General features: G+C 60.4%; 10 protein-coding genes. All 10 read right to left on the bottom strand.

Going from position 1 to position 12,882, the window contains the following annotated elements; all coding sequences use genetic code 11:
- Positions 1-30 precede the first annotated feature (30 nt).
- The 10 genes from TL5118_RS14450 to TL5118_RS14405 all read right to left on the bottom strand — a co-directional run bounded on the left by TL5118_RS14450 (position 31) and on the right by TL5118_RS14405 (position 12,535).
- Positions 31-465, bottom strand: coding sequence for an EcoRII N-terminal effector-binding domain-containing protein (locus tag TL5118_RS14450; RefSeq protein ID WP_058243449.1), 435 nt, complete (start codon positions 463-465; stop codon positions 31-33).
- Positions 462-2,267: a DEAD/DEAH box helicase gene (locus TL5118_RS14445; RefSeq protein ID WP_058243513.1), complete on the bottom strand. Its 1,806-nt coding sequence runs from the start codon at positions 2,265-2,267 to the stop codon at positions 462-464. The genes TL5118_RS14450 and TL5118_RS14445 overlap by 4 nt, the downstream gene beginning before the upstream one ends.
- A 14-nt stretch (positions 2,268-2,281) precedes the next feature.
- Entirely contained in the window at positions 2,282-3,130 is an 849-nt protein-coding gene (locus TL5118_RS14440; protein WP_242601790.1) for an HNH endonuclease, read from the bottom strand.
- Positions 3,117-4,745 (bottom strand): ATP-binding protein, encoded by a 1,629-nt coding sequence (locus tag TL5118_RS14435; RefSeq protein WP_058243451.1) that lies wholly within the window; start codon positions 4,743-4,745, stop codon positions 3,117-3,119. The genes TL5118_RS14440 and TL5118_RS14435 overlap by 14 nt, the downstream gene beginning before the upstream one ends.
- Before the next feature lie 12 nt (positions 4,746-4,757).
- A complete protein-coding gene (locus TL5118_RS14430; RefSeq protein WP_058243452.1) occupies positions 4,758-5,228 on the bottom strand; it encodes a very short patch repair endonuclease in 471 nt (156 codons plus the stop codon).
- Between the two features lie 10 nt (positions 5,229-5,238).
- Positions 5,239-6,312, bottom strand: a complete 1,074-nt coding sequence (dcm, locus tag TL5118_RS14425; RefSeq protein ID WP_058243514.1) for a DNA (cytosine-5-)-methyltransferase — start codon at positions 6,310-6,312, stop codon at positions 5,239-5,241.
- Between the two features lie 551 nt (positions 6,313-6,863).
- The gene (locus TL5118_RS14420) at positions 6,864-8,855 is read right to left on the bottom strand and encodes a type IV secretory system conjugative DNA transfer family protein (RefSeq protein ID WP_058243453.1); all 1,992 of its coding nucleotides are present in this window, start codon (positions 8,853-8,855) and stop codon (positions 6,864-6,866) included.
- 8 nt (positions 8,856-8,863) lie between these two features.
- Positions 8,864-11,197: a relaxase/mobilization nuclease domain-containing protein gene (locus TL5118_RS14415; RefSeq protein WP_058243454.1), complete on the bottom strand. Its 2,334-nt coding sequence runs from the start codon at positions 11,195-11,197 to the stop codon at positions 8,864-8,866.
- The gene (locus TL5118_RS14410) at positions 11,184-11,765 is read right to left on the bottom strand and encodes a hypothetical protein (RefSeq protein ID WP_058243455.1); all 582 of its coding nucleotides are present in this window, start codon (positions 11,763-11,765) and stop codon (positions 11,184-11,186) included. Before TL5118_RS14410 ends, TL5118_RS14415 begins: the two co-directional genes overlap by 14 nt.
- Positions 11,766-12,328: 563 nt before the next feature.
- Positions 12,329-12,535 carry a hypothetical protein gene (locus tag TL5118_RS14405; RefSeq protein WP_007120662.1) on the bottom strand — a complete coding sequence of 69 codons (207 nt, stop codon included), beginning with the start codon at positions 12,533-12,535 and terminating at the stop codon, positions 12,329-12,331.
- Between the last annotated feature and the right edge of the window lie 347 nt (positions 12,536-12,882).

Below are 12,882 nucleotides of genomic sequence, written 5' to 3'. Positions count from 1 at the left end.
CGGCCTTCCGGTTTCCCGATCGACTGAGAGTCAATGTACGCGGCGCCACCCCGCAGAGATCTTGATGCGGACAGGGCCGTTGTCAGCAGATTCTTCTTCGTCCTTTGTGGCCGGGACGACGTTCATCAGGTAACGGGTTGCACCGTCTTCTTTGGAGATTTCAAAGATGTCTCCCTCTTTTGCCCCTTCTGACTTCAAGTATTTTGTCAGGTGTGTGATCCGGTACTCGTTGCGTGTTCCATTGGGTTTGTGAAAGCGATTGTTGTAGTAGACGTACCGCAAGCGAAACTCCCGACCGTCAGGTGTCACGCAAAGTATCCATTCGTCTGGATTGTATTCATTGGGGTCCAGGTGAGGCAGGAACGCCAGAAGCTCATCGTCGCCTTTCGGAATTAGGATGCCGCCCATGTGGGCGCCCGTCGATCCTACATCGTTTGCGCTGAGGGTCTTGAGGAATTTCTTCATGGGGAGTTTCCATTGGGTGTCAACTTGAGTGCCCGTGTCAGATCTTCGTCGTCGCGGATCGCCAAAGGCACGGTTTCGTTTGCAAGGTCATTCTTCCAGGCAGAACGCTCAATCATCACCTGTTCCACCGTATCCTCGTAGAACAGCCGGTACATCGTGACCGGCTCGGTTTGACCCCGGCGATACGCGCGGGCGCTCGCTTGCGCCTCGAGTGCGGGGTTCCAGAGGGGAGTGAAATGAATAACGATGGTCGCAGCGGTGATGTTCAACCCCGCGCCAGCGGCTCGGGGGTTGAGCACGAGACAGGCAGGGCCGTCGAAAGCCGAGAACTCGTCTACGATGGATTGGCGGTCCTCTTGAGCTGTGCTGCCATTGATGGCACCCCACCAAGCGGCGGGCAGTTCCGATCCGGCTCGCTTCAGCAGATCGCCGATCTTGTTGTAGGACGCGAAAACGATCACCTTGCGCCTATTGATGAATGCCTCATGAAGCAGCGCAATTGCCCGCTCCATCTTAGGCGTCATGAGCGGCGCTGCATCGCTTGCAACAACGTGGGCATTTTCGTGGTCTTGAGCGTCGTCTTGGCTTCTTAGCCATGGGTGGGCGCAAAACAGCTGTAATTGCAGTGTCGCGACCAGCGCCCCTGCGACCGGGTATTTCTCGAGGGTCGACTGCCTGACCAGTTCGTATTGCCGGGCAAGGTCGTCGTCGAGCAATACTGGTAGGTCGACATCGATCCGTTCGGGCAGGTCGCCTGCTACATCGGCCACTCGCCGCTTCAGGATCACCGGGTCGGTCAGCTGCGCCAAGCCTTGGCCAGCTTCCAAAGTGTCGGGATATTCGACCTCGAAGACGCTGCGCTCGCCCAGCATGCCGGGCACAGCCAGATCGACCAGCGACCAGAGGTCGAGGAGTGTGTTCTCGACCGGCGTGCCGGTCATGGGGATGGCGTAGCGCCGTGGAATGGTCGCCAAGGCCTGACGGCGATTGGACTCAGGGTTCTTGACGGCTTGGGCCTCGTCACAGATCAACCACGACCATTCCAGGGACGAAAGCACGGCGACGTCGTTGACCATGGTGTCGTAGGTCGTGATGACGACGGAGGCGACCTGCAGGTCGCGGAAGATACCAGCGCGATACGCGCCCCGATGCACCAGAATTGAAAGTGACGGTGCAAAGCGGCGGATCTCACGGACCCAATTGGCAATCAGGCTTGTCGGGCAGACGATGAGCGCCGGCGCAGTCTGCGGAGGAGGATCCATCATCAGGAGCGCGATGATCTGCAGCGTTTTCCCAAGGCCCATTTCATCCGCAAGGATCAGGCCTCCAGTTCGCCTGGCGGTCTGCCACATCCACTGGACACCGCGCGCCTGATAGGGAAACAGCTTCGCGTCCAGCCCGGGTATGACCACTGCCGAGACAAGCTCGTCGGCGGCAGCCCTGCCGGACCGGAACACATCAGGGTCTGCTTCGATCAGGATCAACTCGTTCGGCTCTTGGGTAAGCCTCACGCCCAAGGCAAACGGGACGTCCTGTGGATCGGCACCTTCAAGGATTTCGTTGACCATATCCGGTGTATCCTGCGGCAGAGGCCTGATCGTGTTGCCGTCCAGCACCCATGCATGGCGCGGTGAGGGCGCCTCGATGAAGGTCTGGGTGCCACGCAACGTCCGAATGCCACCCAGACGTGCCGCCAGGCGCAAAGTGCCGTTGCCAATCCGGAGGGCCGGATCGAGCACCCGCTCCGATACGCTGAAACGGTCGCTGAATTCAGCGACAACCGCGTCAAAGGTGATGGGCATTTCGGCCTGTTTGTTCACTGGGCACCAGCCTTGCCCATCGGAACGGCCATCAATTCGCGAAGTTCCTCCAACGACCATGGTTCGGGACGGCGCGTATGCGCGGCGCGATGACAATTCGGGCAGAGCGGCGCGAGGTCGCGTGCCGGGTCATAGGGGCGTGGCTCTTTCAGAAGCGAAAGCGGTTCGAGATGATGAACCTCGATGATGCTGCCTGCGGCACCATAGGTTTCGCGTGGATCGACGCCGCAGCAGGCGCAGATTTCGCCATGCAGCCTGATGCACAGGAGCCGATTTCGGGGGTTTCGTTCCCGGCGCCTGACTGTCGAGACGAGTTCCGCCCCTTCGTATTCTGGCTCACCGATGTCGTCCTCATCAATGACATCGTATCCGATCAGCTCGGCCATGGCAGCCATCATGGGTACGATTGTGTCGCGGCTGACCTCGGTCAGTGCGACCTCGGGATCGCGCGGAAGGTTCCGGGTGATGGCCGTCATCCGGAAATCTCCGGAGGTGATTTTCCAGTCGGCTTTGTCCTGCCCTTGGATTTCGACCTCCACAGAGCTGTCAATTGACGCGACAAGTGCTCGTGCCAGACGGACATCTTCGGGCACGGCACAGGCGATCCGACGTACGACCTCACCAGCAAAAGCACCGAATCCCAGCGTCACCGCGTAACCCTTTAGACCGTACGGACGCAGCTCGGCCACGGGGCCGTGCCGTTCCTCAAGATCAGCAAACCAGATCCGCAAGCCAGTCCGCGATTTCGACCCGTCGACGGCCATGCCAATCGCGGCGCCGGTTCCAGCCTCCAGTTCTTCACGGATGAGGGTTTGGCGGGCTGACAGCATCTCAGTCTTCGTCATCCTCGGTCAGCTCCACCGACGTTGGATCAGGGAGGTTGCGGAGCAGCTTCTTTAGGTTGGAGGAGATCTCTTCGCGGATGTCCTCAAACACAGGCTCCAGTTCTGGATCGGTGTTGTTCTGTTCCGCCATGGCAAAGGCATAGAGCAGCAGGTCCATCCCTTCTACGGCATAGCCGCTTCCAGCAGCCCGCTGATAGATTTTCTGGTAGAAGTCGTGATGCTTGTTCAACAGCACGCTAGGCACGTGGTCCTCCACACCGGGACTGCGATAAGCCGGTTCGAACAGGTGTCCGCTGGTGATGGTTGTAACTGCCTCCACGTAGATCGAGTCCGGATTGACGTGATCTTGGACGGGCACCTTGATACGGATCTTCACACCGCGCCGGTTGTTGAGCTCCACGGTTTGGCTTGCCGGATCTGCGCTGGCTACCTGTGGTTTTGTAACGTTGGCAGTTGCAGCGATGTTTTTGTTTGAACTCCCGTGGTTGACCTTTGCCTTCTTGTTGGCATCGTCGCGGGTGATACGGCGATACCGGTTTCCGGCCTCGCGGTAGACCGGTTGCAGGAGGCTGCGAAGTCCGTCTTCCAATTCTGGGTGGAACAGGATGCGCGATTTCTTCACGTCGATACGGAAGGCTTCATCCAATTCATGAGTGAAGTCGAATTCAATGCGCAGGAGCGAAGTATGGGGTTCAGGTGCACCAAATACGTCCAACCAGCCGCCATCCTGAATGAGGCGTCCCTCGCGATAAACATAAAAGCCCTGCGCCCGGTTCGAAATGCGCGCGAATTCGGCTTCTTCTTCCTTTGTCATGTCGCGACGGTGAGGCAGGATCCACGCCTTGATTCCTGCTTCGGCTTCGCTGCCATCTGGCAGCTCGACCAAGATGCGTTGCTTTGACTCGGCAAGGACTTGATCAGACCGGTCAGGATAGAACGGGTTCCATGCGGTTACATCTGCACCATTGATCCGGATCGCCACGTTCCTCTCGCGGTCGTCTGCCGTGTCGATGAACCGGTGAAAGACGAGCGCAAGGTGCTTCGCCAAGGTCTCTGACAGCCGTTTGATCGCCGCCTTTTCCTTGGAGCCGGGGTCGTAATCCTTTGACAGGATGCGATCGCAGTTTTCCCAAACGACTAGGGTCCCGGTCTCACCACAAAGCTCCTCGAAAAGCTCGGCCTGATCGGGTGTCACCGGATCATCGAGCATCTCCCAAGTGTTCTGTGCCTCGACATGTTCGAGATCCCAAGTCAACTTGGCCAATTCCTCGTCCGGCGACTTCCGTGAAATCAGGCTGTAGCGCTTGCAGACTGAACTGGAGGCCGTCTTTAACCCCAATCCGAATTTCCCGAGACTTTTCGCATCCGAGCGTTTGTCGGCCCCGTAACGCATTGCTCTGCGGACCTCGTCAAAGTTCATACCGTGCCCATCATCTCCAAAATAAACGATCTTCCGTCCATCGTGCATCAACTCGATGTTGACGTTCACGGTATTGGCCCCGGCAGCGATGGAATTGTCGATGATGTCAGCCGCAGCCGTCTTGACATTGTAACCGGTATCCCGAAGACCGACGATAAGCCGTGCGGCATTCGGATCGTTGATGAGGTCGTTCATCTTCCTGCTCTTTCACTTCACACGCGAGCAGGACTTCCCCTCCAAACGAGAAAAAAAGTTCTGCTCTGAAATGCTGGCCTCATTTTCAAGGCCCGCCAACCAATCTGCAATGACGGGTATCAGGAAATCCTCTGAAACCTGTCGTATTGCGCACTCCCATACAATTAGGACGCGCCAGCCTGACTCTACAAGGCGTTGTCGGACTGCAGCATCCCTTTCATGGTTCCGCCCTATCTTGGTTTGCCAGAATACAGTATTCGTCTTGGGAATCCGAAAATAACGGCAGCCCTCGTGCCCGTGCCAGAAACAACCGTGAACAAAAATCACCGTCCGGTATTTCGGGAGCACGATGTCCGGTTTTCCAGGAAGGTCTTTGGTGTGAAGGCGGTAGCGGAATCCCATCCGATGAAGGCCCTTGCGCACCATGATCTCGGGCTTGGTATCCTTGGGGCCGATCCGCGACATCATCGCGGACCGGGTCATGGGAGGCTTGTCAGGCACGCTTGCCCCGTTTGGGGTGCAGTGCGACCGTGTTGGTGATCCAAGGGGCCATGGCTTCTGCTATGGCAATTGCAACTGGGGCAGCAACTGCATTGCCGAACTGCCGGTAGGCCTGGGTGTCGGAGACAACGATCTTCCAAGGTTGGTTTGAGCCCTTCCGGTCAAACCCCATCAGCCTCGCGCATTCCCTTGGCGTCAAGCGCCGGGGCGTGCCGTGGTCCTGAGCGATCAGTATCTCGCTGCCATCTTTGTAGTAACGGGCACTCAGTGTGCGCGCGACGTTGAATGGCTGGCACAGGCCAAATCCGAAACCATTTCCGGCGGCCTTGTGCTTGGCAGCGTAGTTCTGGAGATATTTCCATAGGTTGGGCGTGAGCGTATATTTGTCTCCTACTCGGGCCAAGGGCCCGGTGGTATAAGGCTCCTCGACAATTTCCGAACCGTCCTGCGGGTGCAGTATGTCTGCAAGTGTCGGTGCAGGACCTTCCGGGAGCATCACCTCGTCGAGGGAAAACGCGGCGGGCACGTCGCGCCGGAAGCCAGCGATGAAGATACGCTCCCGGTGCTGCGGAACCCAATGGCGCGCGTCGATCACCTTATGGTCGACATCGTACCCGAGTTCGTCGAGGGCATGTAGTATGACCCGGAACGTATTTCCCTTGTCGTGCGATAGGAGGTTCTTTACGTTTTCCAACAAGAACGCTCTTGGCCTGTGGTGCCTCAGGATACGAACCACGTCGAAGAATAATGTGCCCTGTGTCTCGTCTGCGAAACCATGGGCCCGCCCCAATGAGTTTTTCTTCGACACCCCGGCGATGGAAAATGGCTGGCACGGAAATCCGGCGAGGAGGACGTCGTGTGCTGGAATGTCCTGCTCGTCGACCTTTGTGATGTCGCCCTTGATCTCATGTTCGTCTTCGAAATTCGCGCGATAGGTCTCCTTCGAGAACTTGTTCCACTCACTGGTGAATACGCAGGTTCCTCCTGCTGCCTCGAAACCTATGCGCAGGCCGCCAATGCCCGCGAAGAGGTCAATGAATGTGAAACCGTGCGGGACAGCGGTCATATGTGTTCTCCGAGTCATAAGCGCCGACATACAAATTCCTGGGCCGTAGAGCGCCGACGCTACAACCTGTAGCCCATCAATGCCACGGAAAAAGTATCCGTCCCATCTTAACATCAGGTTCGCCGGGTTATGCTAAGTTGAGCATCGAAGATATTCCCCAGAAGTGGTCAAGGCAAACTTGGGACCAAGTCCCTCTGTGTTCCAAGATGACGTTCACTCGCCAAAGTGCGCGCCACGAACCTGCGTCGTGCCTAATCCCAACTTCTTCATTCTGAACTTCGCGGCAAAATCAGTTGCAACTACTTGAAACTCTTCCGCACGGCTTGCGGTCGCAAGTCATTGGTTCTTCGCAATCGCATTCTAGCAATAGATTCTCAATTTTTGAAGCAAGTCACAACTGCTGCGAACTTCGGTAGTTTCGAAAGAAACACCCAATGGAGCATACTCGTCCTTTGTGGACGTCGGCTTTGTCAGTCGTAGGAGCGGCTCCATGCCGCTGCAGCGAGCGTGCGCTTCCCGCCGTCCCTGACAGACACGCGATGCCCGCCACTTTATCGAGCAACCAGCTTTTCGCCATCCCCCTCCCGCAGCATCGCGTCCAAGCCATCAACAGCCGAGCGCATCTGCGCCTCGTCAACTACGCTTGCTGCCTCGGCGTCCGCGACCTGACCCCCAAAATCCATCTCCATCTGTCGCTGCTCCTCGGCGATGACGGTTTGAACGACGGGCGCGGTCTTCTTTGGAACGGCGTCGGGTTGCTCAGACGGCAGACCGTCAGCAGCCGGACCTGCGCTATGCACGACATCCTCAGGTCCACTTGGCCCTTTGGAAGGCGGGGTCATCGGCATGGCCCGCATACTCAGCGGCAGATTGCCCTGCGGCCCCCCTCCCCGAGGCTCTGGAAACGGCAACTCGCCCGACTGCGCCGCATGGATCGCCTTGAACAGGCGGTCGTCAAAATACTGGATCCGCTTTGCCCGGACCGGCATCTGCGCATCGATCACCATGACAATCTCGTCGAGCGGCAGGCGGCGCGCCTCATCTTCGGGGAGCAGAGAGCTCTCCTCGGTCCGTGTGGATTGGCTGCGCCCTTCAAAGGGGTTTTTGCCGATGGACTGGGAGCGCGTGACCACGGTCTTCGTGGTCTTGCCGACCGCCTTGCTCAGCTCCTCGACGGTTTTTTCATCGGAGGGCGTGAGGTAGAGCTTCACGCCCGCATTCCCCTGCAAGGCGCGGCGGGTGTTTTCGCCGTAGATTTCATCAAGGGCGGGGATGGTTTGGGTGACCACGGCCAAATGGCCGCGATAGGTACGCAGGGTCTCGATGCTTTCGACCACGATGGGCATCTTGCCGAGACGGTTGAACTCGTCGAGCATGATCATCACGGGCCACGGCTCGTCTGGCCCGGGATCCTTTTCCTGCATGGCGGAGAGCAGATCGGAGAAGAAGAGTCGGATCAGCGGCGCGAGGGGTTTGACCATTAGCGGCTGGACCACGAGATAGACCGAAAAGGGCTTCTTGCGGATCGTCCGGAAATCAAAGTCCGAGACTGCCGTCGCCTCATCGATGGCCGGGTTCTGCCATTGATCGAGCCCCGATGTCATCAGGAGCGAGACATAGGAGGTCAGCGTGTCGTTGTTGGTCGAGGCCAGCCGCGTGAAGATCAGCTTGGCGGCCCTGTTGTCCACCTCATGGCCCCGCGCGAAATACTCCTTCTGCTTGTTCCCGCCCGAGGCCGCGATGCGGTAGATCTCGCCCAAGGTCGGACGCTTGCGCTGGAAGGCCAGCAGTCCTGCCGCCACGAAGAGATCGATCCCGCCCTTGAGGAGGCCCTGCACCCGGTCATTGTCGCTTTGCAGGAAGAGCGTCGCCAGGAGTTGCAATTCCATCTGCTGGCGCGCGGGATCTTTCAGTTGATAGATGCGTAGGAGCGGGTTGTAACGATGCGTGCGCTTGCCCTCCCAATCGGTGGGGGCAAAGCGATAGACCTTGTCGCCTTGGGCTGCGCGGTGTCGGGCCGTGGCCTCGAAACACTCGCCCTTCACATCGAGCGTCACGGCGGAGCCTTGCCAGGTCAGCAGGTTCGGAATGACGAACCCCGTGGTCTTGCCGCGGCCCGTGGGCGCCACGATCAGCGCATGCGGGAAGACCTTGGAGCAAATGTAGTTGGCGCGGGAGCCAGGCGTCCCCAGCTTGCCAAGGATGAACCCGGTCCCGGGCGCCCCGAAAAACCCGTTGGCCTTCATCTCGCGCGCAGACTGCCAATGGGTCTGGCCAAAGCGTGTGAGGGCCGATCCCGAGAGGGCGAGGCTCAACATCAAACCCGCGGCGGCGAAGCTGCCGATGATCAGGTGAATAAGTTGCGCGTCCTCCGGGCGGCGATCGAGGATCGCCATGTAGTTCAGCGCGATATAGGCGAAGTCGATCTCGGCCCCGAAGCCAAGGTCCTGGAAGGTCAGCACCGCCGACGCGATGGTATAGCCCATGGCCCCGGTCACAAGCGTCACCAGCAGGACGCCCGTGGCGATCCGCGCTTTGCCCATGGAGGCGCTCAATGGACCTGACCCCGCTCGGTCTCGCCATCCACGTCTGTCGCGCGGTGTTTTTCGTATTCGGTGTCGGCAAGATCATCGACCACCTGGCGCAAGGCCTCCGTGTTGGCCGTCGCTGCATCCGATTGCAGGTAGACCTTGGCGACATAGAGCCGGTCGAGGCGGTCCTCGAGGACCTTGTCCAGCGCGTCGGCGTCGCCGGATGTGAGGCGGGCCAATTGGCGTTCACCCAGCACCCGCGCGATCTCGTCGCGGAAGGCGTCCCGCTCCGCCTCGGTCTCGAAGGGCGCGGACAATTCCCCCGCCCGCTCATGGTCCAGGACACGCGCAATCTCGTCTGCAAGGCGGTCGGCACGGCCAGACTGCGGCGCAGTTTCATCGCGGGTTGCGACGATTTCGTCGCGCGTGCCAGACCCGAGCCCCTCGCGCAACTCGTTTTCGCGGCGGACCTGATTGATGACCTCCGTGTCACGTATCTCGACGACGGCCGCATAGGTCGCGCCGAGACCACGGGCGAGGTGGGACGGCATGTCCGGATAGCGCGCGCGCAATTCATCCGTAACTGCATCCGCAACAGGGGTGCGGGCATCGCGACCCTCCATGATCCGGTCGACCTCGCGGCTGATCTCTCTGGCGCGGACCGCATCGGTGATGGTCTCCCTGTAGGGCTCAGACCGGTCGATCACATCGTCCGGACGGGCGAGCAGCTGCGGATGTGCCTCAAGATACGCGCGCTGCTCCGCCTCGATCCGGCGCTCTGCCCGTGAGACCACCTCCCAATCCCGCTCTTCGATCTGCTGCGATGTCAGACCCTCGGCGCGCATCTCCTGACGGATTGTCCCTTCCATCGCCCGGACCGCGTCCTCCTGATAGTGGAACCGCTCGTTGACCGGTTCGGCTTCAACGACACCATCCCGGCGCAGCACGTTTTCCCGTTCCAGAAGCGTGCCGAGCGCGACATGCACATCGTTGAGAATGTCGCGCGCCTGTTCCAGATCAGCGCGGCGTTCGAGGTTCAGATCGCGCGCCTTGGCCACCTTGGAGAGATCATCTGCGATCCATTGATGTTCAAGCGCTGCATTTGACGCCCCGGTCTCGATCCGGGCCACCACTTCCGATGTGCTGATCCCGGTGCCCCGTAGTGCTACGTCAATGCGCGATCTCAGGTCGGGCTCGGCCAGTCGCTCGCGCTGGCTGGCGTCGATATTGGCTTCGGAATAGATCCCGCCCTCCGAGGGGGTCTCTGACAGCGTGGATGATCGCAATCCGAGCGGCTGCATGTGCTGGACCTGCGTCTGGATCTCGATGAGGCGTTTTTCCAGTAGGGGGCGTTCCGCGTCCGCCTTCTCGGCGATCATGCCCTGTACCCGCGCGAGCTTCTCCGCATAGAGGCTTCTCAAATCCTCAAAGCTTTGATCCTCGGCCATATACACATCTCCTGTTCGGTCCACCTGCCCGCCACGCGCCAGCACCTCGCCCGCGCGGAAGAGTGCCGCGGCAATATCCTCGCGGGCCTCTCTGGAGGCTTCCGCAGCAAGCGAATGGTAGACAGTTCTGGTGTTGGCGATCTCCGCCAGCGTCCGGGTCAGGTCCTGCCCCACACGCTCCCGCTCAACAGGCGCGCGACCCTCTTCTTTCGCCGCATAAACCTCGCTGGTGCGGGCTGGGTAATGCACAACCCCGCGATCCACCCGGCGCGTGGCCTCCAGGCGCACACCATACTTCTCCGCCTCCTCGACCATGGCGAGGCGGAAGTCGTCATAGTTGAAGCGGTGGTTGCGGCCGAGGAAGAAGAACTCGCCTTCCTGCGAGCGGCGGTTCAGCACCAGATGCGCATGCGGGTGATCGCGGTCTTCATGCACCGCGATGATGTAGTCGAAATGCCCCGCGTCACTCTGGAAGAACCGCTCGGCCACATCCGTCGCGATGTCGCGCACATCCTCACCCCGCGTGCCGATGGGGAAGGACATGAGCATTTGTGTGGTCTGGCCCAGCTTGGGTTTGAAGCCTGCATCCCACCGCTTGGCAAAGCGCTCGGTCAGATCCTTGATTTCACCCGCCTCGAGCTTCACCTTGCCATCCAAGAACCCACACGAATCCACGATATGGGTGGACTTGGTGGTCAGGTAATCGAGCTGGTTTGCGAGCTGCGATTTTGTATGCGTGCCCCCGCCCCGGATCGCCTTGAAGACGGCTGGCCTGTGCCCAGCTGCCGCGCGCATGAGCTGTTTCTGCTTGGCGACATGCAGCCCCTGCATCGAGCCCCGGACGCGGCTCCAGCCATCCCGGAACACCTCCCCGGTAACAGCGTCGACAGCATCATTCAGCCGCATGGGCAAACTCCCTCAGCGCGGCCGTGGCCTGCAGCTGCATGGCGTCCCGACGGCGGCGCAGGAGAAGGTCGATCTCGTCAGCGGAATCCAGGATGAACCGCGCCAACCCGCGCATCTGGGCAAGGCGCAATTCCGTGAACTCTGGGCCAGCGCCCTGCCCCTGCCGGTTGGCCTGCGCCATCTGCTTGGCGATCTGCGCGACGCCATTGCCAACCTCGTGCAGAGAGGCGCGGTAGCGCGCCATCTCTACTGCCATCTGCACGTCCGGAACGAACACCCCGCCTGCCGCCTGGATGAGCCGCCGCAGCCCCTCGGCCCGGCTCTCGATCCCCGCCTTCGCCAACACCGCATCGAGCGCCTCAAGCTCCGCAGCCGTAACCTTCACACTGACTGCTGAGACCGGGATCGCGGCATCCGTCTGGCGCTCGGCATCGGCTTTCAGGACGTAGCGCACGGCCCGCGATGTGACCTCGAAACGCTCGGCCAGCTCGGACGTCGACACACCCTCCACGGCCTCGCGGACGATCTGCATCTTCTCGATCTCTGTCAGGCGTTTTGTTCGGGACATGCGGAAGAAAGACCCCCTATTTCCTGCCACCTTCCACCAAGGCTGCCTCTACCTTACGATAATATACCTCGCTGTCAATTATATACTTGCGTCGCATTCAGACTCAGGCAGCCTTGGTGTCCGCTTCACGCCGCGGCCCGCAGGGACGCGGCTCTGCCGCCCTCACCACCAGCACAGCCTCCAGCTTCAAAGGCCCCCTTCTCCAGCACCGCCCGAGGGTCTGGCCGAACACGCATGTGTTCGGACGGAACCGCGGGCGGGCGCAAACCTCACCGACAGGGCGGACAGGCAGGGTCAAGGAGGGCCAGATTTGGCTTGCCAAATCTCTGCCGCAAAAACCGGGAGGCCCTGGCCGATAGGTTTTTGTGGATGGCCCCCTTGAGGCTGACTGGCCGGTCTGTCGCGACCTGATCATTCCGGGGGAAGTGCGTCCGTTGAATGCGCAGCGACCGGCAGATTCGTGAGGCAGCCTCGGGCGATCTGACCGCCGGACCCGGCATCCCTGGAACAGGGATCGGGCCGCCCCAAGATCGTCCCGGGGCGGCCCATCCTCGTCACAGGATTTAGTCCTGGGGATCTTTCGCGCTCGGTGGGAACATCACCAGCTCCGAGACCGCGACCGGGAAGTCGAGCTTGAGGCTGAAGAACTCCGAGCCGTCCCCGTTGCGGGTGTTGCGGAACATCGCGCCGACGCGTTGGAAGCGGGTGCGCTCCTGGCCATCGGTGTCGGTGAACTTGACGGGGACGGTGGCGACGTAGTGGTTGGTCATTTGGGTTACTCCTTGTTGCGATGGGGATCACCCGGCACGGGGGCAAGAGGGCCGGTCGCAAGCGCAAATGCGGAGGGTCCGCGGCTAGCCGTGGAAGCCGTATTTGTGCTTGCCGAAGCGTGAGCTGAGGGCACGATTGGGCCGACCCCGTGCGATCCACATCTATGAGCAAAAAGGAGAGACCCGGATGACCCTTGCTATCACGCAGCCGCCACCATCCGCGTCAAGTTCACCGAGCCTGGCCGGGGTGCTGACGGAGCCCGCCCGCGTGGATGCGATGTTCCGAAACACCACCCGAGGGACGCGCAAGTCTTCGGCCTCAAATGCGATGTCTCGACCCCTCGCGT

The sequence above is a fragment of the Thalassovita autumnalis genome (genome assembly GCF_001458255.1).
Lineage (GTDB): Bacteria > Pseudomonadota > Alphaproteobacteria > Rhodobacterales > Rhodobacteraceae > Thalassobius > Thalassobius autumnalis.
The sequence above is the reverse complement of the archived record's forward strand: the minus strand, read 5'-3'. Positions and strand labels throughout refer to the sequence as shown.

What these genes read in the sequence shown, in the direction of transcription:
- TL5118_RS14450 (WP_058243449.1), bottom strand. Translation starts at nt 465, where the DNA reads ATGAAGAAATTCCTCAAGACCCTCAGCGCAAACGATGTAGGATCGACG.
- TL5118_RS14445 (WP_058243513.1), bottom strand. Translation starts at nt 2,267, where the DNA reads ATGCCCATCACCTTTGACGCGGTTGTCGCTGAATTCAGCGACCGTTTC.
- TL5118_RS14440 (WP_242601790.1), bottom strand. Translation starts at nt 3,130, where the DNA reads ATGACGAAGACTGAGATGCTGTCAGCCCGCCAAACCCTCATCCGTGAA.
- TL5118_RS14435 (WP_058243451.1), bottom strand. Translation starts at nt 4,745, where the DNA reads ATGAACGACCTCATCAACGATCCGAATGCCGCACGGCTTATCGTCGGT.
- TL5118_RS14430 (WP_058243452.1), bottom strand. Translation starts at nt 5,228, where the DNA reads ATGACCCGGTCCGCGATGATGTCGCGGATCGGCCCCAAGGATACCAAG.
- dcm (WP_058243514.1), bottom strand. Translation starts at nt 6,312, where the DNA reads ATGACCGCTGTCCCGCACGGTTTCACATTCATTGACCTCTTCGCGGGC.
- TL5118_RS14420 (WP_058243453.1), bottom strand. Translation starts at nt 8,855, where the DNA reads ATGGGCAAAGCGCGGATCGCCACGGGCGTCCTGCTGGTGACGCTTGTG.
- TL5118_RS14415 (WP_058243454.1), bottom strand. Translation starts at nt 11,197, where the DNA reads ATGCGGCTGAATGATGCTGTCGACGCTGTTACCGGGGAGGTGTTCCGG.
- TL5118_RS14410 (WP_058243455.1), bottom strand. Translation starts at nt 11,765, where the DNA reads ATGTCCCGAACAAAACGCCTGACAGAGATCGAGAAGATGCAGATCGTC.
- TL5118_RS14405 (WP_007120662.1), bottom strand. Translation starts at nt 12,535, where the DNA reads ATGACCAACCACTACGTCGCCACCGTCCCCGTCAAGTTCACCGACACC.